The sequence below is a fragment of the Nocardia sp. CA-119907 genome, assembly GCF_050955995.1.
Classification (GTDB): Bacteria; Actinomycetota; Actinomycetes; order Mycobacteriales; family Mycobacteriaceae; genus Nocardia.
In genome coordinates this window covers 8,359,771-8,384,844 of sequence record NZ_CP192091.1, presented here as the reverse complement: position 1 = coordinate 8,384,844, position 25,074 = coordinate 8,359,771, and the positions used below count along the sequence as shown (strand labels likewise).

The following is a 25,074-nucleotide window of genomic DNA, read 5'->3' as shown; positions in this document are numbered from 1 at the left end:
TCATGGCGCACGGCCTGTCGCCCGCCCAGGCCAGGGCTCCCGGGGATATTCAGGTTTTCCCGCTCTCACCAGCGCAGCTGGGCATGTGGTACGCCCAGCAGCTGGATCCCGATGTGCCGCTCTACGAGGCGCAGTACATCGAGATGTGCGGTCCGCTCGATATCGAGCTGCTGATCCGGGCGGGCTGTCGGGCCGCGCACGAGTTCGAATCCGGTGTGCTGCGGTTGATCGAGCAGGATGGTCGGCCCTATCAGGTGGTCGACCACCGGATCGAGACCGAGGTCGGATATCTGGACTTTCGTTCCGCCGCCGATCCGGATGCCGAGGCGCTGCGCTGGATGCGCGCCGATGTCGCCGCGCCGATCGATCTGCTCGGCGATCGGCTCGGGGTATCGACGCTGCTGCGGGTCGGTGCCGACCGGGTGCTCTGGTACTCGCGGGTGCATCACATCGTGACGGACGGCTTCGGCTCGGTGAGCGGGCTGTATCGCATTGCCGAGCTGTACAACGCGGAGCTGGCGGGTGTCGAGCCGCCGCCCGCGACGGCGTCGAGCCTGCGCGAGGTGCACGAATCCGAGATGAGGTATCGCACCTCGACGCGGTTCGCGGCCGATGCGGCGTACTGGTCCGAGCGAATGGCCGACATGCCGCAGCGGTGCAGTCTGGTGGACGCGGTGGCGCCAGCGCATGCGCTCGGGCGCCAGCATCGGATCGAGCTTTCGGAGCTCACGACCCGCCGGATCGATACCGCGGCAGCACGTTTCGGTGTCGGATCGCCCGCGCTGGCCATGGCGGCGCTGGCGCTGTATTACGCGCGCATGACCGGTCAGCGGGATGTGGTGCTGAGCCTGCCGGTCTCCGGGCGGACCAACGCGATGCTGCGGCGTTCGGGCGGCATGCTGGCCAATGTGGTGCCGGTGCGGATCGAGGTCACCGATCGCAGCACGGTCGCCGATATCGTCGCAGCCGTGCGGCTCGAGCTGTCGGGGGCGCTGCGGCACCAGCGGTATCGACACGAGGAGATCCGGCACGGTGCGGGCGATTCCGGTGATGCGGTACCCGGCCGGGGATTCATCGGACCAGTTTTCAACATCATGCTGTTCCCGACCGAGGTCCATTTCACCGGTATCCGGACCGCTCTGCATGTGCTGACCTCGGGCCCGATCGAGGACCTGTTCGTCAACCTGTACCAGCACGGCGCGCACGGCCCGATCCACGTCGATTTCACCGCCAATCCGGAACTGTACGACGCGGATTCGCTGGCCCGGCACCATCACCGGTTCATCGGGCTGTTCGAATCGATGCTCGCCGCGGCGCCGGATACGCCGGTGCGCGAGCTCGACTACTTCCTCGACGACGAGCGACACCTGCACGGTGCGGTGCGCGGGCCGCGGGCTCCCGCGGCGCGGACCTTGCCCGAGGTGCTGGCGGCGGGGCTGGGCGCCGCGGGATCCGATGCGGCCGCGGTGATATGCGGCAATCGGACGCTGCCCTATGGCGAACTCGATCTGCTCTCGAATCGGCTGGCGGGCACGCTGATCGGGCTCGGTGCCGGTGTGGAGGTGCCGGTGTTGGTCGCGCTGCCTCGATCGATGGAATCGGTGCTGGCGTTCTGGGGGGTGGCTCGATCGGGTGCGGCGTTCGTACCGATCGGTACTGGGAATCCGCGTGCACGAGTGTCGCGGATGGCGGCGGAATGCGGTGCCCGCCTGGGGATTACCGTGTCCGAACTGATTCCCGAGTTGCCCGACGAGGTGACCTGGATCGTGCTCGATGACGCGGATGCCGCCGAGTCGCCCGCGCCACCCGGGCCTGCCGAAGTCGTGCGGGCGGAGCAGGCCGCCTACGTGATATTCACTTCGGGGTCGACCGGGGTACCGAAGGGGGTCGTGGTCACCCATGTCGGGTTGGCGGGACTTGTTGCCGCAGCGAGTGCTTCGTCCGGAGCGGGGCCCGGATCGCGGGTGTTGCATTGTCTGAATCCGAGTTTCGACGCCTCACTGCTGGAGTTGCTCGTCGCCTTCTCGGTCGGCGCGACACTTGTGGTGGCCGAAGGGGAGCACACGGCCGGAGGTGAGCTGGCGCGACTGGTCCACGACTGCAACGTGACGCAGTTGTGTTCCACACCAGCGATATTGGCGACCCTGCCCGCTGATGCGCTGAATGGGGTGCGGTCGCTGTCTTCCGGCGGTGATATCTGCCCGCCGGAACTCGCTGCGCGGTTCGGGGTCGGGCGAACTCTACGGAATTCCTATGGGCCGGCCGAGACCACGGTCGCGGTGACCTTCAGCGAGCCGTTGACGGTCACGCGGCCGTCCGGATTGGGGCGGCCGGTGCCCGGGGCCGGATTGCTGGTGCTGGACCGGTGGTTGCGCCCGGTGCCGATCGGGGTCGCCGGTGAGCTGTACATCGTGGGGTCCGGGCTGGCCAGGGGCTATGCGGGGCGTGCGGCGATGACCGCGGAGCGGTTCGTGGCCGATCCCTTCGGTCCGGCGGGGACGCGGATGTACCGGACCGGTGATCTGGTCCGCTGGCAGGCCGGACGCCCGATCGAGCAGAGCGGCAACGGGGCGTCCGGGCGCGCCGATTCGGTGCTGGAATACCTGGGCCGCACAGACTTTCAGGTGAAGCTGCGCGGCATGCGGGTCGAGCCGGGTGAGGTGGACGCGGTGCTCGACGCACATCCCGGGGTCGAAATCGCGGTGACGGTCTTGCGGCGCACCGATGCGGGCGGATCGATATTGGCATCGTATGTCGTTCCGGTTTCCCACGGGAAAATCCCGGTGCGCCTAGATATTTCGGAGGTTCGCGAATATTGCGCACACCGGCTGCCGGGCCATCTGGTACCTGGATCGATCACGGTGTTGGACGCCCTGCCGCTGACCCGCAATGGCAAGATCGACCGCCGCGCCCTGCCGGAACCCGAACCGGCCGATACCGCCCCGGTGCGCGCGGCGGGTACGGCGACCGAACGCGCACTGTGCACGATGTTCGCGGAGATCCTCGGCACGTCGGCGATCGGCGCGGAATCCTCGTTCTTCGCCCTCGGCGGCGATTCGATCATGGCGATCCAACTGGTGTCCCGTGCCCGCACCGCGGGCCTGATCTTCGCGGCCCGTGATGTTTTCGAACACCCGACCCCCGCCGACCTGGCCGGATTCGTCACGACCCGGGCCGAGACCCGTCCGGTGCTGCACGAACTACCCGGCGCGGGCATCGGCCGGGTCCCCCGCACCCCGATCGCCTCCTGGCTGCTCGAACAGCCGACCGACACCCGCCGCTTCGCCCAATCGATGGTCCTTACCCTGCCGGTCGGCATCGAGCGCACTGCGCTGGTGCGCACCGTGCAGGCGGTGCTCGATCGGCACGACATGCTGCGCGGCGTCCTCACGCAGGGCGAGCTCGAGGTCCGCCCGGTCGGTGCGGTCGACGCCGACACCCTGCTGGTCCGCGCGCCGGAGCGGGTCGGCGTCGCGCAGGCGATCGCGGGCGCCACCGATCATCTCGATCCGGAATGCGGGGTAATGCTGGCGCTGGTGTGGCTGGATCCCGGGCCGAAGCGGGCCGGTCGGCTCGTCATCGTCGCGCATCATCTGCTGATCGACGCGGTGTCCTGGCGGATCGTGCTGGCCGATCTGATCGTCGCGTGGGGGCAGATCGCGGCGGATGCGGATCCGGTGCTCGCACCCGTCGGTACGTCGATGCGGACCTGGGCGCACGCACTGGCCGTGGCCGCGGCCGACGATTCCGTGGTCGATGAGTTGGACTACTGGTCGACCGTGCTTGCCACCCCCGATCCGCCGATGCACGGCCGTGGCCTCGACTCCGCCGACGGGATGCCGCTCGGTCATCGTGTTGCTGAGGCAACTGGTGACCTGATGCCAGGACGCGTTGCGGACGATGAGCGTGGTGCCTCGCCGGGCAGAGTTGTCGAGGATGCTGCATTGTCCGAGCAACGTGAGCTGGACACTTCGGTGCTGAGCGGACGCGGTGATACGACCGGTGGGGCGGGGCGGGCTCTCGACAGTGAGCCGGTTGTGCTGACCGGTCGGGGCGATACAGATCTGCACGGCAGCCGCGAGCGGACCGCAGTGCGGCTGCCGGTCGAGGTGAGCCGGACACTGGTCGAGCGGTTGCCGGTGGCGTTGCGGTGCGGGGTGGAGGACGCGCTATTGAGCGCCCTGGCGACTGTGGTGACGCGGTGGCGCGGCGATCGGGGGCCGGTGTTGGTGGGCGTTGAGCGGCTCGGGCGCGATGAGGGGTTGGTGCCGGGGGCGGATCTTTCGCGGACGGTGGGCTGGTTCACCAGTCAGTTCCCGGTGCGATTGCACGTCGAGACGGCGGATGGGCCGGTAGCGGCATTGAAGGCGGTCAAAGAGCAACTGCGTGCGGTGCCGCATGGCGGCATCGGATTCGGGTTGTTGCGGTATCTGAATCCGGTTGGGCGGGAGCGGCTATCGGGGGTGCGGCCGCAGCTCGGGTTCAACTATCTCGGTCAGGTGCCTGCCGTCGGCACGGGGACGCCGTGGTTGCCGGATTCGATTGTCGAGGCTCTGGGCGGCGGGGATCAGGAACTGCCCGCGGCCGGTGCGGTCACGATCGATGCCGTGACTGTTGAGACCGCCGAAGGGCCCGCCCTGCGGGCGGTCTGGCAGTTCCTGCCCTCGGTGCTGGACAGCGCCGAAGTGGAGGTGATCGCACGGCAATGGATTTCGGAGCTGATCGCGCTCGCGGACCTGCTGCGCGCACCGGATGCGGGTGGATTCACCCCTTCGGATCTGCCGCTCGTATCCGCTACGCAAGAGCGGATCGAGGAATGGGAATCGCGGTACCCGGCATTCGAGGACGTCTGGCCGCTGGCACCGCTGCAACGCGGACTCTTGTTCCACGCGCAGCTGGCTGCCGGTCGCACCGACGGGTACTCGGTGCAGACGGTGATCCAGTTCGGGGGCCCGGTGGATGCCGCGCGCCTGGAGCGGGCCGCTGACGCGCTGGTACGGCGGCACCAGGTATTGCGTACCGCCTTCCTGTCCGGGGACGACGCGCCGGTTCAGCTGGTGCTGACCCGGGTAACCGTGCCCTGGACCTATGTCGAGGCGGATCCGGCGGACTTCGACCGACTCGCCGAGACGGAACTCGCGACCCCCTTCGCCCCGGATCGGCCTCCGCTGCTGCGCATGCTGTGTGTGCGGTGCGGCGTAAACGACCTCCGATTGGTGATCACGAATCACCACCTGATCCTCGACGGCTGGTCGATGCCACTGCTGTTCGGCGAACTGCTCACGCTGTACGAAACGGATGGCGATAGTTCGGCATCGGCGCCGGTGGTCTCCTACCGCCACTACCTGGAATGGCTCGCGGCCCGCGACGATGCCGCCGTCCGCACGGTATGGGCCGATGCGCTGGACGGTCTGGCGGGACCGACCCTGGTGACCGTCGGGCGGTCCACCATCGACTCGGCGCCGACATCCACGCGGAATATCGAACTTGCGTTGACCGCATCGAATGTGTCCGCGCTCCAACGTATTACCGCTGACTACGGCGTGACTCTCAATACGGTCGTACAGGTCGGGTGGGCTCTGTTGCTGGCGGAGATGACGGGAGAGCACGACATCGTTTTCGGAGCGACCGTGTCCGGGCGTCCGCCCGAACTGGCCGGGGCCGAACGCATTGTCGGCATGCTGGTGAACACCATTCCGGTCCGGATCACCTTCGCCCCCGACGAGTCGGTCGCGGGCCTGCTGGCGCGCGTGCACCGGGAGCAGGCGGCGCTGCTCGAGCAGCACACGGTGGGGCTCACCGATATTCAGGCGGCGGTCGGGATGGGTCAGCTGTTCGATACCGCGCTCGTCTTCGAGTCGTATCCGGTGGATACGGCGGCACTCATGGCGGCAGCGCAGCGGGCGGCACTGCACGTCAGTGGCTTCCGCGCCCATGACGGCACGCACTACCCGCTGTCGCTGGCCGCGCACGGCAGGGACGGTCTGGGTCTGGTGATGAACTGTTCGGCGCGGTATTTCGACGCCGCGCAGGCGGATCGGCTGGCGGATCGGCTGGCCCGCATACTCGCGCGAATGGGAGCGGACCCGAACCAGTTGGTCATCCGGATGAGCGGAGCCGAACCCGGCGATGTGCTGCGTGCGCGTCCGCAGCCACTGCTGCTGCTCCCCGATATCCTGGCGGGCGGAATCCGGCCGGATCGGGTCGCGATACGTTATGGCACAGCGGAATTGACCTACCGTGAACTCGACGCGCAGTCGAATCGATTGGCCAGGGTCCTGATCGATGCCGGTGCGAAACCGGAAACCGCTGTGCTGCTCGCGCTGCCACGCTCACCCGAGTGCATGGTCGCGATATGGGCCATTGCGAAGACGGGCGCGGCATTCGTACCGGTCGATACGGCACAGCCCGCACAGCGCCTCGCGGATATCGCCGCCGACTGTGGCGCGCTATTCGGGCTGACCGTATCGGGGGTGCGGGATCGGCTGCCCGATTCGCTGCCATGGCGGCTGCTCGACGATCCAGCCGTCGCGGCCCGCACGGCAACCCCGTTGGCGCGCGTGCCATTACGTGCCGGACATCCGGCCTACATCGTGTACACCTCCGGCTCGACCGGAGCACCGAAGGGTGTGGTGGTCACCCATGCCGGGCTGAGCGGGCTGGTGGCCGGCACCGCCGCACGCATCGGAGCCCGGTCCGGAGACCGCGTACTGCACTGTCTGAACCCGAGCTTCGATGCCGCCATCATGGTGTGGCTGTCGACCTTCCACTGCGGAGCAACCCTGGTCATCGCGCCACAGGAGGCGAGTAACGGTGCCGAACTGTCCGCGGTGATCATCGAATCCGCCGCCACTCACGTATTCATACCGCCCGCGGTGCTGGCCACGGTGCCCGCTACCGCGCTCGCCGGGGTGCGAGTGCTCGTCATCGGTGGCGAGCCGTGCCCGCCCGATCTGCCCGCACGCCTCGGCAATGGCCGGATAGTGCTGAACTCGTATGGTCCGGCCGAAACGACGGTGGCGGCGACCTGCACCGGACCGCTGCGCCCGGACGAGCCGGTGGATCTCGGCGCCCCACTGCCTGGAAACGGTCTGACCGTCCTGGATTCGTGGTTGCGGCCGGTGCCGCTCGGCGCGACCGGCGAACTGTATGTGATGGGACCTGGACTGGCCCGGTGCTATGTCGGACAGCCAGGGCTGTCGGCGCGGCGATTCGTGGCGAACCCGTTCGGCGCGGCCGGCGAGCGGATGTACCGCACCGGCGATCTGGTCCGCCGCAGCTCCCGACGGCGACTGGAGTACCTGGGGCGCAATGACTCCCAGTTGAAGCTGCACGGCATCCGAGTCGAGCCGGGGGAGGTCGACGCCGTATTGCGCAAGTGCCACTCGGTCGAGACCGCGATCACGATTCCGCGCCCGGGCCCGGCCGGAGATCAGGTGTTGGCCACCTATGTGGTGCCGACCGAGGCTACCGCTCCGACGGCGGCACAGTTGCGCGACTATCTGTCGCATCGTCTGCCGAGATACCTGGTGCCCGCGACGATCACCGTGCTGACGGAACTGCCGCTGACCGCGAACGGCAAGGTCGACCAGCGCGCGCTGCCCGAACCCGAAGCGGCGGTGGCCGATTACGTCGAGCCGGTCGGCCGGGAGCAGATTGTCGCCGATATCTTCGGTGCGGTGCTCGGCCGGGAACGGGTCGGCGCGGCCGATGACTTCTTCGCACTCGGCGGCGATTCGCTAGCGGCGACCAGGGTCGCGGCCCGGCTCGGCTCGGCCCTCGCGACCTCGGTGCCGGTCGGCATGATCTTCGAAGAACCGACCGTGCGCGCGCTCGCCGCGGCACTCGGCGCCACCGCCCCGATCGACACCGTTGGTCCGCGCAGTGGTGCACGGCCACAGCGGATTCCGCTCTCACCCGCGCAGCAGCGGATGTGGTTCGTCAACCAATACGATCCCGATTCCGGCGCCTATAACGTACCGATCGCGCTGCGGCTCACCGGCCAGGTGGATCCGGCAGCCCTCGAAGCCGCCATGCGTGACGTGCTGGAACGGCACGAATCACTGCGGACTGTGTACCCGGCCCGCGACGGTATCGGACAGCAGGTCATCGTGCCAACGGATTCCGCTGTGCCGGAGCTGGTTCCGATCACCGTCGTCGATAAGGAACTGCCCGGCGCGATCATGGCCTGTGTCGGTGCGGGATTCGATGTGGCCGCCGCGGTGCCGCTGCGCGTCCGGCTGTTCCGGCTCACTGCGGAGACCCATGTGCTGGTGGTGGTGATCCATCACATCAGTACCGACGGCTTCTCGATGGGCCCACTGGCCCGCGATGTCATGACCGCCTACGCCGCCCGGCGGCATGGCGCGGCACCCGACTGGACTCCACTTCCGGTGCAGTACGCCGACTACACGCTGTGGCAGCACGAGCGCCTCGGTTCCGAGCGGAATCCGGAATCGCCACTGGCACAGCAGATCCGATACTGGACCGACACACTCGACGGGCTGCCCGACCAATTGCCGCTGCCCGCCGACCGCCCCCGTCCGGCGACGGCATCATTGCGGGCAGCGACGATCTACCGCGAATTCGGTGCCGAACTCACCGCCGCGCTGGACGCGCTCGCCAGCGCGAACCAATGCACCCGATTCCAGGTGCTGCACAGCGCACTCGCGGTCTTGTTCGCGCGACTGAGCGGCACCACCGATATCGCCATCGGCACCCCCGTCGCCGGGCGCGGCGCCGCCGAACTCGACGATGTGGTCGGCATGTTCGTCAATACCCTGGTACTGCGGACCGAAATCACCGCCGCGGAACCGTTCACCGAACTGCTCGGTCGAGTACGGCGCACCGACCTCGACGCGCTTGCCCACGCCGACGTGCCCTTCGAGCGGCTTGTCGAGCTGCTCGAACCCGCCCGCTCGGCGGCCAGGCACCCCTTGATCCAGACCATGCTGGTGTACCAGAACCTCGCCCCGGTCGAACTCGCACTGCCGGACCTGCGCGCCGAGGCACTGGAACTCGATCAGCGCAGCATCCGCTTCGATCTGAGTATCACGGTGGCGGAGACCGATTCGTCCGGGCTGGGGATCCGGATCGTCTACGCCACCGATCTGTTCGACCGCGCCACCGTCGGGCAGCTGGCCGAGCGTTGGCTGCGCGTGCTGCGCACCGTGGTGGCCGATCCCGCGGTACCCGTCGGTGATATCGAACTGCTCGCCCCCGCCGAACGTCGAGATCTGCTGGCGCGACGGACTCGGACCGCGCAATCACCGCGCGTGCTGGCCGATCTGCTCGCCGATGCGGTCGCCGCGAACCCAACGGGCGTCGCGGTCGTCGACGGCGCCGCGAAGCTGACCTACGCCGAACTCGATGCGCGCTCGAATCGGCTGGCCAGAGTGCTGATCGAGGCGGGCGCATGCCCCGAGGCATTGGTCGCGGTAGCACTGCGCCGCTCGCTCGAGTCGGTGCTCGCGGTCTGGGCGGTGGCCAAAACCGGGGCGGCCTTCGTACCTGTCGATCCCGGCTACCCGGCCGAGCGGATCGAACAGATCATCGCGGACTCGGGCGCGGCACTGGGCATCACCAGGAGCGCGGTCGGGCAGGGTCTACCCGGTTCGCTCAGGTGGCTGACCCTCGATGACCCTGAGGTCATCGAATCTCTCGCCACCACATCGGATTCGCCGATCGAACCGCGACGGATATATCCACAGCACCCGGCCTACGTCCTGTTCACCTCCGGCTCGACCGGCCGACCCAAGGGTGTCGTCGTCACCCACACCGGACTCGCTGGTCTCGCGGTGGCACAGCGCGATCGCGATGGCACCACCAGCGTCTCACGCGTGCTGCACGTCGCCTCACCGAGTTTCGACGCCGCGGTCCTGGAACTGCTGCTCGCGGTGGGCGCGGCAGCGACCCTGGTCATCGCGGGATCTACCGCTTTCGGCGGCACGGAACTCGCGGAACTCCTGGTGCGCGAACGTATTTCGCATATCGCCCTGACACCATCGGCGCTCGCCACCGTCGACCCGACCGGATGCGAAGAACTACGCGTGATCATTACCGGCGGCGAACCATGCCCGCCCGAACTGGCCGCGCGCTGGAGCGCGCCGGATCGCCTGCACTTCAACGATTACGGTCCCACCGAGACCACCATCTGGGCGACCGGCAGCGACCCGCTGCGCGTGGGTGAGGCAGTCACCATCGGCGGTCCCATCGCGGGTATGACCGCGATGGTGCTCGACGAGCGGCTGCGTCCGGTGCCCGAAGGCGTTGCCGGTGAGCTGTATCTGGCGGGTATCGCACTGGCCCGTGGCTATCACGGGCGCGGTGGCCGGACCGCGACACGATTCGTCGCCGATCCGTACGGCCAGCCGGGTGAGCGGATGTACCGCACCGGCGATCTGGTGCGCTGGCGCGGCCGCGACCTGGACTACCTCGGCCGCTCGGATCTGCAGGTAAAGCTGCGCGGTCTGCGCATCGAACTCGGCGAGATCGAATCGGCGCTGCTCACCGATCCGGCGGTGGACCAAGCGGCGGTGCGCGTGCACAGCGATCCGGCGGTCGGCGAACTGCTCGTCGGCTATATCGTCCCGGTGCCGGATAGTGAGTTCACGCCGGACATCATAAAGAGCACTGTGGCACAGCACCTTCCGTCGTATATGGTGCCCGCGGTCGTCATCGCGCTGCCCGAACTGCCGCGCACCGCGAGCGGAAAGCTCGACCGCAAGGCGCTGCCCGCACCCGACCTGCACGGCGGTCGATATCGCGCCGCCGAGACGCCCACCGAACGCGCGGTCGCCGAGACCTTCGGCGAGTTGCTCGGCGTCGCGCACGTCGGCCTCGATGACAATTTCTTTGCCCTCGGCGGCAATTCGCTGACCGCCACCCGCATTGTCGCCCGGCTCGGCGCCGCCCTCGATGTCCGGATTCCGGTTCGCACCGTCTTCGATGCTCCGACCGTCGCCGATCTCGCAGCGGCGATCCGGGCCGGGGCCGCCCCACCCGGCCCGCGGCCCGGACCGCGCAAGCGACCCCGGCACACCCCACTGTCGGCGGCGCAACGGCGCATGTGGTTCCTCAATCGCTACGACCCGTCCTCGGCCGCCCAAAACGTGCCGATCGCGGTCGAGGTCAAAGGCGAGCTCGAACTGGACGCGCTCCGTGCGGCCATCGCGGATGTGGTGGAACGGCACGAATCGCTGCGCACCGTCTATCCGGTGGATGCGGTGGGCGACCCCTATCAGGACATCCTGCCGGCGGCGAAGGCCGAGGTACCGCTGGTAGTAGCCGATATCGGCACCCGGAACGCGGTGGAACTGTCCATCCGCGCCGCCGCCCAGGGTTTCGATCTGACCCGCGAAATGCCGGTGCGCGTCTGGCTGCTGCGCCTGGAGCCACAGCGCTGGATCCTCACCATCGTCCTACACCACATCGCATCGGACGGTTGGTCATTGGCGCCGCTGACCCGCGATGTGCTGCTGGCTTACGCCGCGCGGCGGGCCGGTGGCGCACCGCAATGGGCGCCGTTGCCATTGCAGTACGCCGACTACGCACTGTGGCAGCACGAATTTCTCGGTGTCGACGACGATCCCGAGAGCACGGCGCACCGGCAGTTGGAGTACTGGCGCGACGCACTGGACGGACTGCCGGAAGTGTCGGCGCTGCCCACCGACCACCCGCGACCCACGGTGGCCAGCCACCGTGCCGGCATGGTCGAGTTCGATATCGATATCGCTGTGCAGCAACGGATTCGACAGATCGCGCGCTGGCACGGCGTGAGCGTGTTCATGGTGGCCCATGCCGCCCTCGCCGTGCTGCTCGCCAGGCTGTCCGATGCGACGGATGTGGCGATCGGGTCGGTCACCGCGGGCCGCGGCGACGGCGAACTCGATGATCTGGTCGGCATGTTCGTCAATACCCTGGTCCTGCGCACCCGGGTCGAACCGGACGAGACCTTCGAAAACGTGCTCGCCACCACCAAAGACGCCGACCTGGACGCCTTCGGCAATGCCGATCTGCCCTTCGAGCGGCTGGTCGAGGTGCTCGCACCGGCAAGGTCGACCGCGCATTCGCCGCTGTTCCAGGTGATCCTTGCGTTCCAGAACTTCGATCGCGAACCGATCCGCCTGCCCGGCCTGGAGATCGCCCCGGTGTCGCTGGCCGCGGTCGCAGGCAAATACGACCTGGAGTGGATGCTGGCCGAGGAGGTCGACGCCGACGGCACGCCCGCCGGTATCACCGGAACACTGACCTTCGCCCGCGACCTCTTCGAGGAGACCACTGCGCAGACCTTGACGCGCGAATTCGTTCGGGTACTCCAGGAGGTGACCGCGGATCCGTCCGTGGTCATCGGCGACCTCGATGTCTCCGCACCGCCGGGCACGGTCGTGCACCAGGCGCCGCCGACCACCGTGCGGCGCACCGACCTGCCGTATCGCCCGCCGGTCACCAGCACCGAACACCTCGTGGTCGAGGCCTTCGAAGCCGTGCTCGGCGCGGACCGAATCGGGTTGGACGACAACTTCTTCGAACTCGGCGGCACCTCCATGGTCGCCATCCGGCTCGTCACCGCAATCCGCGAGCGCAGCGGCTTCACCATGCCGGTGCAGTGGATGTTCGGCGAACCGACCCCCGCCGTCCTCGCGCAGCGCCTTACCGAGGGCGACCGGCCAGGGCTCGATCCGGCACTGCGCACCGTGCTGCCTCTGCGCGCGACGGGGACGGGGCCCGGCCTGTTCTGTGTCCATCCCGCGATCGGATTGGCTTGGTGCTATGCCGGTTTGGTGCAGTACCTCGACGGCGACCACCCGATCTACGGCCTGCAGTCACCGGCCATCGCAGCGGGTGTCCGACCCGATACCACCCTCACCGAACGCGCCGCCCGCTACGTCGACCAGATCCTGCTGACCCAGCCCACGGGCCCCTACCGCGTGCTCGGCTACTCCGCGGGCGGCCCGATCGCGCACGCCGTCGCCGTTGAACTCCAGCGTCGGGGCGTCGAGGTATCGCTCCTGGTCATCATGGACGGGCGCGCCGATGTGGAACCGGAGAGCGCCGTCGAGATGCCGCCACCGCAGGTACTGCTCGCGGAATTCGGCGGCATCGACCCCGCACTGCTGGACAACACCGGCGATACCGACGCCTCGCTCGCTGATCGCGCCGCCGAACTGCTGCGCGCCGCCGGCGGCACCTTCGCGGCCCTGACCCCGGCCGATCTCGAGCACCTCTACTACGACTACCAGCAGCTGATCCGGGAAGGCGCCGACTACCGTCCGGCGGTCTTCGACGGTGACCTGCTCTTCTTCAGCAGCACCAATGGCCGACCGGACGTTGTCCCGAATGCCGAAACCTGGCGTCCCTACGTCACCGGAACCATCGTCGACCACCAGGTCGGCCAGGAACACAACAAGCTCACCGGACCCGAAGCGCTCGCGGTGATCGGCCCGATCCTCGCCGCCTACCTGTGCTGACCTTTTCGAGCGACCCGCAAGCGATCGCTACGGCTGACCTTTTCGAGCGACCCGCAAGCGATCGCTACGGCTAGGCCACCAGATCCGCGTATTCCCGGTGCTCGGCGATGTACTTCTCGACATACCAGCAGGTCGGGATGATGGCGAAGCCCTCGGCGCGGGAATCGTTCAGCGCGTACTCGACCACCTGGGCGGCCACGCCACGGCCACGGAACTCCGGGAAGGTCATGGTGTGGTGGAAGTCGCGGATCTTCTGATCGTCACGTTCGGCGTAGTCGGCGTATCCGGCGAGGGTGTCGTCGAGATAGATCTCGAACCGGGTGTCGGCGACATTGTGCTCGAGCCTGGTGGTCATGTTCGGGTGAAACTCCTTCGCGGCCGGGAATGTTCCTAGAGGATCGCGCCTGGGTTGAGGATGCCATGCGGGTCGAGCGAATCCTTGATGCGGCGAGTGAGCGCCATCACATCGGGGCCGAGTTGATCGGGCAGCCACGCCTTCTTCAATCGGCCGACCCCGTGTTCGCCGGTGATGGTGCCGCCGAGTTCGATGGCCAGATCCATGATCTCGCCGAAGGCACGGTGTGCGCGCTCGGTCATCGCCGGGTCGGCGGGGTCGTGCACGATGAGCGGGTGGGTATTGCCGTCCCCGGCGTGTGCGATCACCGAGACCAGCACATCATTGCGGGCGCCGATGGCCGCGATCCCATTGACCAGATCGGCGAGCCGCGGCAGCGGCACACCGACATCCTCGAGCAGCAGCGGCCCGATCTTCTCCACCGCCGGGATGGCGAAACGCCGTGCGGCGGTGAAGGCCTCGCCTTCCTCCGGATCCTCGGTGTGGAAGACCTCGGTGGCACCGGCCTTTTCACAGATGCCCACCATGACTTCGGCTTCGTGCCTGGCGAATTCGCCGGGCGCGTCCGAGCGCGCGACCAGCAACGCCGCCGCCTCGCGATCCAGACCCATCCGCATTTCGTCCTCGACCGCGTTGATCGCCACCGCGTCCATGAATTCGAGCATGGCGGGACGCAGCGTCCCGGTGATGCCGAGGATGGCCTCGGTGGCGGCGGTCAGCGTCGCGAAGCTCGCGACCACGGTGGACTGCGGTGGTTGCGCGGGCAGCAGCCGCAGGGTGAGTTCGGTGATGATCCCGAGTGTGCCCTCGCTGCCGACGAACAGCTTGGTCAGCGACAGGCCCGCCGAATCCTTCAGGCGCGGTCCGCCCAGCCGCACCACCGTGCCGTCGGCGAGCACCACCTGCATGCCGAGCACGTAATCGGTTGTCACGCCATACTTCACACAGCACAGGCCGCCCGCATTGGTGGCGGCATTGCCGCCGATCGAGCACATCTCGAATGACGACGGGTCCGGCGGGTACCACAGACCGTATTCGGCGACCGCGCGTTTGACCTCCGCGTTGAGCAGGCCCGGCTGCACTACCGCGGTGCGGGTGATCGGATCGACCGTGATCGCGCGCATGCGTTCGGTGCTGAGCACGATGCCCCCGTCGACGGCCGTCGCACCACCGGACAGTCCGGATCCGGCTCCGCGCGGCACCACCGCGACCCGGTGCTCGTGCGCCCAGCGCAATGTTGCCGCGACGTCATCGGTGCCGGTCGCACGAACCACCGCCAGCGGCGTGCCCGCATCGGGGTCGCGTGCCCAGTCCTGTCGATAGCCTGCCAACAGGTCGGGGTCGGTGAGTACCGCACCGTCGGGCACGCGGGAGATCAGGTCATGCAGGTCCACACAACTCACGCTATACGGCGGGAAGGCGGGAGTAGACGCTCGACCCTAACAGTCGCGGCCTCGGTTCTCCCTGGAGGTTTGCTACAACGCGGAGACCGGCGGGATGTGGGGCGGTCCAGTGGTGCCGGGCCGGTTCGGCGGTAAGAATTCCGAAGCAAAGGCATCCCGCGGTATCGGGAGGGATGCCCTATCCAAGGTGCGCAGCGACACCAAGGGAGGTTTCATGCAGGTTGAGTCGCCGGATTACCGCGAACTGGTCGCCGCCGTGTTCTCCTACGAATTCGTCGACGGCGATATCGATACCGACGCGCTGTGCCGCATTCACGCGGGCGACGTCAGCGAATGGATCACCGCACTGGATCGCTCCGGCATGTTCGGCAAGACCGCCGTCGCGACCCTGTCCGACAAGTGGCAGCGCGACCCGCGCATGCTCCTGGACGCCCTCCTAGAGGAAGTCGACGACGTCACCCGCCGCCGCTGGCTGGTCGCCTGGTCCGATATGGACCGTCGCGCCCCGCTCACTCAAATCGGCTGATCGAGGCCGGGTACAGGCCACGGCGGCAGCGTCGAGAAGCCGCCACCTGATCTTGTCGCAGCGGGCGCGGTTCGCCCGGTGATCACTTGGCGGACACCTGTGGCTGGCATGCTGGCGGCGTGACGAGCACTGAGGCCGTGGTGGCCGGCTTCTCTCGGTGGTGTGCGGCGGTGGTCGCTCGGCTGCCATGGGGGCTCGACCGGCTTGTCGCGCCGACCTTTCTCGGTTTCGCGCTGATCAATGGCTTCACCTTCGGCGTTGATCTGGCGCTGCTCACGGCGCTGCACGGCTGGTTGGGGCTGCCGGTGTGGCTCGCGGTGACCGTCGCCTATGTCTGCGCGTTCGGGCTCAGTTTCGTGCTCAACCGCACCTTCAACTTCCACTCCCACGCACCCGTCGGCAGACAGGCCGCGGTCTATGTGGTGGTGGTCATCATCAACTACCTCGCCTTCATCCTCGGCGTCGGCAGCGGTCTGACCGCGCTCGGCCTGGAATATCACCTCTCGCGCCTGCTCGCGGGGGCTTGCGAGGCCGTCTACATGTACAGCGCGATGCGCTGGGTGGTGTTCCGCGGCCGCGCGGCGGTGCGCCCGGAATCCGAACTCGCACCCGACGCCTTGTGAGCTCCTGGCATCGGCGGTGTACCGACTACCGCAGCACTTCGGTTCGGTCACCGTCCACCACGACGACGTCATTGTCGGTGAGTGCCCAGTGCGCGACGCCCTCGGCGCGATAGCGGGCGGCCAGTAGTGTGGCCGCGCCGTCCGGGTCGGTCGCGGAGTCCAGATGCGGCACGATCCGGTGGTCGACCAAACCCAGTCCGTCCCACCGTGGTTCGATGCCGCAGGCGGGTGCGACCTCGGCGGGATCATCGATCGATTCCAGGCCGTGCAGATCCGGTGTCAGCAGACAGGCGCCAGCGCTGTATCCGGCGTACACCAGCGCGTCGGCGGCGAGCAGTTTCGGCAGTACGACATCGGCTCCGCTGCGGGCGAATTGGGCGCGCAGTACGAAGGTATTGCCGCCGCGCACCCACACCAGTGGGTATTCGGCCAGGGCCAGCTCCAAATCGGTTGTGCGCCCGATGAAATCGCGCAGGTCCAACACATCGGGGGCGTAGCCGAGCCGGCGCAGCGGGGTCACATCGCTGGTGACCGCGCTCGCCCAGGCCGCGGGCCAGGCGTCACATGCGTTGGGGATCACCGCGACTCGGCCCGGCTCGCCGACAAGTGCGGCGAGCCGGTCGTAGTGCGCACCGAATCGGTAGCTGGACAGGAACAGCCGCACCGAGACTCAGATGGTGAAGGCCAGATTGCGGACCAGACGGTTGCCGAGTTCCTGGTCACCGGAGATGGTGAACTCACCCGCGTGCGTGTCCGCCTCGGTGCGTCCGCCGCGCAGCCGGGCGAACAGGCCGGAGTCCATGCCGACCACCACGGTGGCGGGCGCGTCCAGGGTTTCGACGATATCGGCCCGGCCGTGCACCGCGACATGCAGCGTTCTCGGCAGCGGTCCGGTCAGCTCGAAGGTGATCCGGGAGCCATCCGGTGCCTGCGCGCCCTTGGCCACCGCCCGGCCGATGCTGTTGGTGAGTTCGACAAAGGCCAGCTCGGCGCGCGGTCCGCCCTCGTCGATGGAAACGCCGAGTCCATCGGCGATATCGAGTTCGTGCATCCAGCAGTCGAACAGCCGAACCAGCATGAACCGGCCGTAGCTGACCTTGCCGATCGGCGATACGGTCTCGGCCTCCCATTCGGCATCACCCATACCGGCCAGTGCCGCGCGCCTGCGTTCGGTGACATCGGTGTACAGCGCCAGCAGCCGCCTACCCGACAGCGGTCGCAGCCGATCGACCCAGATCTCGTTGAGCACACCGGTTTCATTGCGCACATGCGGCAGCGTGGTGACGTCGGTCTTGGGCCGGATCGGATCGTGTGCGGGCGGGCGCTCGCCGAGCAGCCACGATTCGGTGCCGACGACATGGGCGACCACATCGAACAACGACCACCCCGGCAGCGGAGACGGTGTGCGCCAACGCTCTTCGTCCAGATCGGCGACCAGGGCCGCGATCGCATCCCATTGATCCGAGAGCAGGTGGGTCAGCTCGCTCCGGTGCAGGGCGGGGGCGGTCATCCTTGTTGTCCTTCCTCATCTTGTCGACCCCCAGCGTCGTCCATGCTCGGCGGTTGTCTCGTCATCGCTGTCCAACGCCGATATTCCGGCCTGGATGGCCGCCGCGGTGGACTGCGGATCATGCGGACGTCGCAGCAGCAGTCCGGCGGCGAAGCTCAGTCTGTCGCCGTGTCGGCGCGGGATCACGTGCAGGTGGACATGCGGGACGGTCTGGAAGGCGGCTGTGCCGTCGTTGAGCACCAGGTTCGCGCCGTCGGCGGCCAGGCCGCTGCGCCGGATCGCCAGCGCGAGCCGGTGTCCGGCACGGAAGATATGGGCACCCAATTCGGCGTCCAGATCTTCCAGCTCGGTGGCGTGCCGTCTCGGGATGATCAGGGTGTGGCCGCGCGCGATGGGGCGAATGTCCAGGAAGGCGCACAGCGTGTCGTCCTCGTAGACCTTGGTCGCCGGGGCCTCGCCCGCCGCGATGCGGCAGAACACGCAGTCGTTCACATGGCCGACCATACGGCGTACGACTCATTGGCGACAGACTCGGGCATGATGCACATCACGCCACTCGAGTTTTGTGTCGCACTGACCTGGATTCGTACCCGAGGGTTAGTAAGGGACCTCTACGTTCGCTCTTGTGGCCGTCACCTGCGACGACAACTATCGAAACCGATAAAGCCCTGATCAACCGCGTGCGCCGGAGGTACTCGCCATGTCCGTCCCGATGTCGCGAATCCGACATACCGGCGGATTCCGGCCGCAACTTGTGACCGTCATCTCAGCTACGCTCACGGCGAGCCGGGTACAGTTGCGAGGATTTGGACGAACTTACTCCCCAGTAACATCGTCCGGCCGTCGACCGGTTGCTTGAAGCTCAGCCAGAGAAGGAAGTCTGACAAGTGGAGACAACGCAGAGCGTAGGCGACCAGTCGCCGCGCGGAGCGCGTGTCGGAGTCGTTCGCGAGTCAAACGCGGGCGAGCGGCGTGTCGCATTGGTGCCGAAGATCATCCCCAGCCTGCTCGAGCAGGGCGTAGAGGTGGTGGTCGAAGCGGGTGCCGGACTCGGTGCGCTCATTCCGGACACGGCCTATGAAGAGGTGGGCGCGACCATCGGTGATCCGTGGTCGGCCGACGTGGTCGTGAAGGTGGCTCCGCCCAGCGACGCCGAGGTGGCGAAGCTGACCAGCGGGCAGACCCTGATCGGCTTCCTCGCCCCCCGCAATGCCGACAACCAGATTCCCGCCTTGAAATCGGCCGGGGTGCAAGCCTTCGCCGTCGAGGCGATTCCGCGGATTTCGCGCGCCCAGGTGATGGACGCGCTGTCCTCGCAGGCCAATGTCGCCGGGTACAAGGCCGTACTGTTGGCCGCCTCCGAATCCACCCGCTTCTTCCCCATGCTGACCACCGCGGCGGGCACGGTGAAGCCCGCCACGGTGCTGGTGCTCGGTGTGGGTGTGGCGGGTTTGCAGGCCCTGGCCACGGCCAAGCGGCTCGGTGGTCGGACCACCGGCTATGACGTGCGCCCCGAGGTCGCCGATCAGGTGCGGTCGGTGGGTGCTCAGTGGCTGGATCTGGGGATCGACGCCGCCGGTGAGGGTGGGTATGCCCGTGAGCTCACCGATGAGGAAAAGGCCAAGCAGCAGCAGGCCCTAGAAGATGCGATCAAGGGCTTCGACGTGGTGATCACCACCGCGCTGGTGCCGGGACGCCCCGCGCCGCGCCTGGTCACCGCCGCGGCGGTGCAGGGGATGAAGCCCGGCAGTGTGATCGTGGACCTGGCCGGTGAGACCGGCGGCAACTGCGAGCTGACCGAGCCCGGCCAGACCGTGGTCAAGCACGAGGTGACCATCGCCTCGCCGCTGAACCTGCCCGCCACCATGCCCGAGCACGCCAGCGAGCTGTACTCGAAGAATATTGCGGCACTGCTGGAACTGATGTTGGTCGACGGGAAGGTCGCGCCCGACTTCGGTGACCAGGTGCTCGCGGACTCCTGTGTTACCCGTGAGGTGGAAGCCTGATGTACACCGAACTGCTGGCCAATATCGCGATCCTGGTGCTGTCCGGGTTCGTCGGGTTCGCCGTTATCTCCAAAGTCCCCAATACCCTGCACACGCCGTTGATGTCGGGTACGAACGCCATTCACGGCATCGTCGTGCTCGGTGCTCTGGTGACGTTGGGCAATGTCGAGGATCCCTCGATCCTGACCCAGATCATCCTGTTCGTCGCCGTCGTGTTCGGAACCCTGAACGTCATCGGTGGTTTCGTGGTCACCGACCGGATGCTGGGCATGTTCAAGGCCAAGAAGGCCGCACCAGTGAAGGTGGATCAGTGATGCATACCTTCGACAATGTGACCTATCTGGTCAACGGTCTCTACATCATCGCCTTCGGCATGTTCATCTACGGTCTGATGGGCCTGACCGGCCCGAAGACCGCCGTGCGCGGCAATCTGATCGCCGCCGCGGGCATGGTCATCGCCGTGGTGGCCACCCTGATCTCGATCCGCCACACCTCGAACTGGATTCTGATCGTGGCGGGTCTGATCGTCGGTGTCGTGCTGGGTGTGCCGCCGGCGAAATACACCAAGATGACCGCGATGCCGCAGCTGGTGGCCGCGTTCAATGGTGTCGGTGGTGGCACCGTCGCGCTGATCGCGTGGTCGGAATTCCTGAACAGTCAAGGCTTCTCGCACTTCGACGAGGAACCCACCATCCACATCGTGATCGGATCGCTGTTCGCGGCGATCATCGGTTCGGTGTCGTTCTGGGGATCGCTGATCGCGTTCGGCAAGCTCCAGGAAATCCTCCCCGGGCGTCCGATCGGTCTCGGCAAGCTGCAGCAGCCGCTGAACCTGCTGCTGCTGCTCGGCGCGATCGCCGCCGCCGTGGTCATCGGTATCGGCGCCACCAAAGACGGTGTGCCCCAGTACTGGATGATCGCGGTGCTCGTGCTCGCCGGTGTGCTCGGCCTGATGGTCGTGCTGCCCATCGGTGGCGCGGATATGCCGGTCGTCATCTCCCTGCTCAACGCTTTGACCGGTCTCTCGGCTGCCGCGGCGGGTCTGGCGTTGAACAACACCGCCATGATCGTGGCGGGCATGATCGTCGGCGCGTCCGGCACCATCCTGACCAACCTGATGGCCAAGGCCATGAACCGCTCCATCCCCGCCATCGTCGCCGGTGGCTTCGGTGGCGGCGGGACCGCTCCCAGTGCCGGTGGTGGCGAGCAGAAGCAGGCCAAGGCCACCTCCGCCGCCGACGCCGCGATCCAGATGGCCTACGCCAACCAGGTCATCGTGGTCCCCGGCTACGGTATGGCCGTAGCCCAGGCCCAGCACGCGGTCAAGGAAATGGCCTCGCTGTTGGAGGCCAAAGGTGTCGAGGTCAAATACGCCATTCACCCGGTCGCGGGTCGTATGCCCGGCCACATGAACGTGCTCCTCGCCGAGGCCGAGGTCTCCTATGACGCGCTCAAGGAAATGGACGACATCAACGGCGAATTCTCCCGCACGGATGTGGCTTTGGTGATCGGCGCCAACGACGTCACCAACCCCGCTGCGCGTGAGGACTCCTCCAGCCCCATCTACGGCATGCCGGTCTTGAATGTCGACCAAGCGAAGTCCGTGATCGTGCTGAAGCGGTCGATGAACTCCGGCTTCGCCGGCATCGACAACCCGCTGTTCTACGCCGACCACACCTCCATGCTCTTCGGCGACGCCAAGAAGTCCGTCGGTGAGGTCACCGAGGAACTGAAGGCGCTGTAACCCGCTACAGCGCGGCAAATTTCACGGCGCCGGCCCTCTGTTCGATACGAACAGGGGGCCGTTCGCTATTCGCCCTCAGCATGCAAGGGCGTCCGCCTCGACCCGTAGCCGATCCGGCTGATCCGGTGGCGCATCACAAAAGGCGGGCCATCCTTACCGCAAATGCCGCTCGCGCGCCTCGACCGCATCCTTGGCCTCCCGCAGGCTGCTGCCCGGATCGAGGTCGCGATAGAGCTTGATGGCCTGGATCTTCTTGCCCTGCCGAATGAGTTCGTCGATTTCTCCGGAGGCCGCCGCCGGGACGAGATCGGGGAGACCGAGGTGCTTGATGATCATGTCGAGCTTGCGCTCGAGGCGATCGATCCTGCGCTCGAGCCTGTTGTTGTCGAACATCTCTCGAACTTACCGATATCGCTGGGGCGCGTCGCTATTCGCTCGGACAGCGCAATGCTTCCATGACGAGGCCGAGCAGGCGGTCCGGTTGGTCGGGATCGCTGCCATGACGTGCTGCGAGGGCAATGCCCACGACCAGTTGGATGACATCGTCCACAGCGATATCCGCGCGGATGCCACCGGTGCGCTGCGCTCTGGCGAGTAGGGCGGCACCTGATCGGTGAATGGCCAGCTGGCAGTCGAAATCCAAGTCGACCGGTCCGGCCAGCACCGCGCCGCCCAGGCCGTGGTCGGTACGGGCGTGGACGAGCAGAGCCCGCAGCCAGTCGGTGAGCGCCGTGGTCGGCTCGGTCGAACTCAGCGCCTCGGCATGCCCGCAGAGCGCTTCGATCCGCTCGCGTAGTACGGCCGCCTGCAGTGCCTGCCGGTTGGGGAAGCGTCGGTAGAGGGTCCCGGGACCGACTCCGGCGCGGCGGGCGATGTCATTGAGGGAGGCCTCGGGGCCCTCCTGGGCGAATGCGGCGGTCGCGGCCTCGAGTACGCGTTCGTAGTTCCGCTGAGCGTCGACTCGCATACACACCCCTTGTTAACCGGAGAAGTTCTCCGTTATCGTACCGTCAGGGAAGCGGAGAACTTCTCCGGTTTAGCGTAGGGAGCACGGTGATGGTGGAGCATGAACTCGGTCGCGTCGGCATCTGGACCTTCGCCTTCGACGGACAACCGGTCGGGCGGGTGCGCGATGCCGCCGCCGAAATCGAGGAATTGGGTTACGGCGCACTGTGGTTCGGTGAGGGATTCGGCCGCGATGCGGTCGGGCAGGCTTGGCTGTTGCTCGGGGCGACCGAGCGGATCGTGGTCGCCGCCGGCATTGCCAATGTGGCACTACGTGATCCGATGGCCATGGCCACGGCCGAACGCGCACTCGGCGAGGCGTTTCGCGGCCGCTATCTACTCGGGCTCGGCGGCCAGCGGGTCGGTGGCCGACCCATCGAAGCCGGTGGCTACACGATTCCATCCGGTGGCAAGCCGCTGGCGCTGATGCGCGGATATCTCGATGCGATGGACGCCGTCCCGCAGTACGTGCCGACGCCGGACCCCGCGCCGCGACGGGTCCTCGCGGCGCTCGGACCCAAAATGCTGGCCTTGGCCGCCGAACGGACGTGGGGTGCGCATCCCTTTCACGCGCCGGTCGAACACACCGCGGATGCACGGCGGATCATCGGGCCGGCGGCGTTTCTCGGTGTCGAGCAGGTCGTCGTTCTCGATACCGACCGGGCGCGGGCCCGCGAGGTGGCCAGGGCGCATATCGCCGGGTATCTCGAATCCGCGCCGCATCAGGTGGCCAATCTGCGCCGATGCGGTTTCGGTGACGAGGATATTGTGGGCGGTCCGAGTGCGCGGCTGGTGGATTCGGTTGTGGCATATGGCGATGTGGATGTGATCGGCGAGCGCATTCGGCAGCATGTGGACGCGGGTGCCGATCACGTGTGTTTGCAGGTTCTCACCGCCGATCCGATGGCGCTGCCGCTTCCGCAATGGCGGGAGCTCGCCGCGCTCGTGGACCGACCGCTATTTCCGTTGGGGGCCGACCACTCCGGCGTAGCGGCAGCACAGTAGTACGGCGATGAGCGGGACGATCATGGCGGTGGTGAGGGGAACGATGGTGGTGATCCAGCCGATGATGGAGGGGCCGGCGAGCAGGCCGAAGTAGCCGAGGCTGAAAACGCGCGACATATCGGTCGCCGCCGTGTTGGAGCCGAGATTGCCTGCGGCGGTGAAGATTTGCGGTATGCCGCCGGAGACGCCGAGGCCGCACATGGCCCAGCCGAGCAGCGTGAGCGGTACCCATCCCGATGTCATGATCAGCACCAGCCCGCATGCGGCGAGCACTGTGCCGTAGCGGACAACGGCGACGCGGCCGACGGCCCCGGCCACCCGGTCGGTGGCGAAGCGGCCCGCGGTCATGGTGCCGGAGAATGCGCCGAATGCCAGTGCGGCGGTGGCGTCGTCGACATCGAGGTGGTCGCGGACCTGCAGTGCGCTCCAGTCGGCGGCCACGCCCTCGGTGAGCAACAGCGCGAATGCGATTGCGGCCAGTGCCAGGACTTTTCGGGAGCGGTCCGCCGCGTCGGAGGTCTCAGCGGCGTTTGATGCGGTTGTGCGGGTGGGCGTTTCGGATCCGCTGCCCGCGTCCTGCACGATCTGGTCCTGTCGATGGCCCTCCGGAATATGGCGCTGCCCGGGTGGGCCGACGCTGGGCGAATCTGGGGTGAGCGGGGCCGGATCGGGCTCGTCCGCCGATCCGGTATCGCCGAGCAGGCGCGGCACGAGTGCGCCGAGCACCAACAACCCGCCCACCGCGGCGAGCGACAATGTCAAGCGCAGATCCCATCCCGCGCCCTGGGCGGCTGCCCCCAACAGCGAGCCGAGCAAGCCACCACCGGAGAACAATGCGTGGAATGCCGACATGATCGGCCGCCGATACGCCCGCTCGACATGTACCGCCTGGGTATTCATCGAGACGTCGAGCGCGCCGTTGCCGAAACCGAAGCAGGCCAAGGCGATCGCCAGGGTGACCGGCCCGGTCGCGAGCCCGGGTCCGAGCACCGACACCGCGGTGATCGCCGCGGCGGCCGCCACCATGGTCCGGCTGCCGAATCGGTCCGCCAGCGGCCCCGCGATGCGCATACCGACAATGCCGGCACCGGCCAGCATCAGAATGAACATGCCGAGGGTGGAGTGCGCGATACCGGTCCTATCGGTGATGGCCGGGATGTGCACGACCCACATGGCCAACAGGAAACCGTTCAGTGCGAACACCACGAATACCGCGGCGCGCGCTATCCGGGTCTGCGGATCGATCGTCGTGGTGGCCACCGATTCGACGGTACCGATTGATCAGCCCGCGCGGTTCGCGATCGGCACCTCGAACCGGCGCTATCCGGGCGCGTCCGTATGCGACCGCCTGGTCGCGGTTGAGCCAGGAACCGCGCGGGGAGTCGGTCCGGGACATCATCGGCTCGGTTGACCGGCTCCGCGGATCTC

15 protein-coding genes are annotated in these 25,074 nt (G+C 67.4%); 7 read left to right on the top strand and 8 right to left on the bottom strand.

Going from position 1 to position 25,074, the window contains the following annotated elements; genetic code table 11:
• Positions 1-2 precede the first annotated feature (2 nt).
• Positions 3-13,469, top strand: coding sequence for an amino acid adenylation domain-containing protein (locus ACQP2D_RS37880; protein WP_433680722.1), 13,467 nt, complete (start codon positions 3-5; stop codon positions 13,467-13,469).
• A 70-nt stretch (positions 13,470-13,539) separates the two neighbouring features.
• On the opposite strand, the gene ACQP2D_RS37875 is transcribed toward ACQP2D_RS37880, so the two are convergent.
• On the bottom strand, positions 13,540-13,824 hold the full coding sequence (locus tag ACQP2D_RS37875) for a GNAT family N-acetyltransferase (RefSeq protein ID WP_433680721.1): 285 nt from the start codon (positions 13,822-13,824) through the stop codon (positions 13,540-13,542).
• 35 nt (positions 13,825-13,859) lie between these two features.
• Complete coding sequence (locus ACQP2D_RS37870) at positions 13,860-15,218, bottom strand: FAD-binding oxidoreductase (RefSeq protein ID WP_433680720.1); 1,359 nt, start codon at positions 15,216-15,218, stop codon at positions 13,860-13,862.
• 223 nt (positions 15,219-15,441) lie between these two features.
• On the opposite strand from ACQP2D_RS37870, the gene ACQP2D_RS37865 reads away from it, so the two are divergent.
• Positions 15,442-15,753, top strand: a complete 312-nt coding sequence (locus tag ACQP2D_RS37865) for a hypothetical protein (RefSeq protein WP_433680719.1) — start codon at positions 15,442-15,444, stop codon at positions 15,751-15,753.
• A gap of 119 nt (positions 15,754-15,872) precedes the next feature.
• Entirely contained in the window at positions 15,873-16,376 is a 504-nt protein-coding gene (locus ACQP2D_RS37860) for a GtrA family protein (RefSeq protein WP_433680718.1), read from the top strand.
• Between the two features lie 25 nt (positions 16,377-16,401).
• On the opposite strand, the gene ACQP2D_RS37855 is transcribed toward ACQP2D_RS37860, so the two are convergent.
• The 3 genes from ACQP2D_RS37855 to ACQP2D_RS37845 are packed head-to-tail and all read right to left on the bottom strand — an operon-like array spanning position 16,402 to position 18,378.
• Positions 16,402-17,040, bottom strand: a complete 639-nt coding sequence (locus ACQP2D_RS37855; RefSeq protein ID WP_433680717.1) for a Type 1 glutamine amidotransferase-like domain-containing protein — start codon at positions 17,038-17,040, stop codon at positions 16,402-16,404.
• Between the two features lie 6 nt (positions 17,041-17,046).
• Positions 17,047-17,886, bottom strand: a complete 840-nt coding sequence (locus tag ACQP2D_RS37850) for a maleylpyruvate isomerase family mycothiol-dependent enzyme (protein WP_433680716.1) — start codon at positions 17,884-17,886, stop codon at positions 17,047-17,049.
• Positions 17,887-17,901: 15 nt separating this feature from the next.
• Positions 17,902-18,378 carry an HIT family protein gene (locus tag ACQP2D_RS37845; RefSeq protein ID WP_433680715.1) on the bottom strand — a complete coding sequence of 159 codons (477 nt, stop codon included), beginning with the start codon at positions 18,376-18,378 and terminating at the stop codon, positions 17,902-17,904.
• Between the two features lie 395 nt (positions 18,379-18,773).
• Here ACQP2D_RS37845 and ACQP2D_RS37840 point away from each other — a divergent pair, with 395 nt between their 5' ends.
• The 3 genes from ACQP2D_RS37840 to ACQP2D_RS37830 are packed head-to-tail and all read left to right on the top strand — an operon-like array spanning position 18,774 to position 21,636.
• A complete protein-coding gene (locus tag ACQP2D_RS37840) occupies positions 18,774-19,892 on the top strand; it encodes a Re/Si-specific NAD(P)(+) transhydrogenase subunit alpha (RefSeq protein WP_433680714.1) in 1,119 nt (372 codons plus the stop codon).
• On the top strand, positions 19,892-20,206 hold the full coding sequence (locus ACQP2D_RS37835) for an NAD(P) transhydrogenase subunit alpha (protein ID WP_433680713.1): 315 nt from the start codon (positions 19,892-19,894) through the stop codon (positions 20,204-20,206). The genes ACQP2D_RS37840 and ACQP2D_RS37835 overlap by 1 nt, the downstream gene beginning before the upstream one ends.
• A complete protein-coding gene (locus tag ACQP2D_RS37830; RefSeq protein ID WP_433680712.1) occupies positions 20,206-21,636 on the top strand; it encodes an NAD(P)(+) transhydrogenase (Re/Si-specific) subunit beta in 1,431 nt (476 codons plus the stop codon). Before ACQP2D_RS37835 ends, ACQP2D_RS37830 begins: the two co-directional genes overlap by 1 nt.
• Before the next feature lie 153 nt (positions 21,637-21,789).
• Here ACQP2D_RS37830 and ACQP2D_RS37825 read toward each other — a convergent pair whose 3' ends face one another.
• Together ACQP2D_RS37825 and ACQP2D_RS37820 are read right to left on the bottom strand one after the other, a co-directional pair.
• Complete coding sequence (locus ACQP2D_RS37825; RefSeq protein ID WP_433680711.1) at positions 21,790-22,029, bottom strand: hypothetical protein; 240 nt, start codon at positions 22,027-22,029, stop codon at positions 21,790-21,792.
• Positions 22,030-22,063: 34 nt separating this feature from the next.
• On the bottom strand, positions 22,064-22,603 hold the full coding sequence (locus tag ACQP2D_RS37820; protein ID WP_433680710.1) for a TetR/AcrR family transcriptional regulator: 540 nt from the start codon (positions 22,601-22,603) through the stop codon (positions 22,064-22,066).
• Positions 22,604-22,692: 89 nt separating this feature from the next.
• Between ACQP2D_RS37820 and ACQP2D_RS37815 the strand changes: the two genes are divergently transcribed.
• Positions 22,693-23,646 (top strand): TIGR03620 family F420-dependent LLM class oxidoreductase, encoded by a 954-nt coding sequence (locus tag ACQP2D_RS37815; protein WP_433680709.1) that lies wholly within the window; start codon positions 22,693-22,695, stop codon positions 23,644-23,646.
• On the opposite strand, the gene ACQP2D_RS37810 is transcribed toward ACQP2D_RS37815, so the two are convergent.
• On the bottom strand, positions 23,599-24,906 hold the full coding sequence (locus ACQP2D_RS37810; protein WP_433680708.1) for an MFS transporter: 1,308 nt from the start codon (positions 24,904-24,906) through the stop codon (positions 23,599-23,601). The two genes, ACQP2D_RS37815 and ACQP2D_RS37810, sit on opposite strands and share 48 nt — an antisense overlap.
• Positions 24,907-25,074 lie beyond the last annotated feature (168 nt).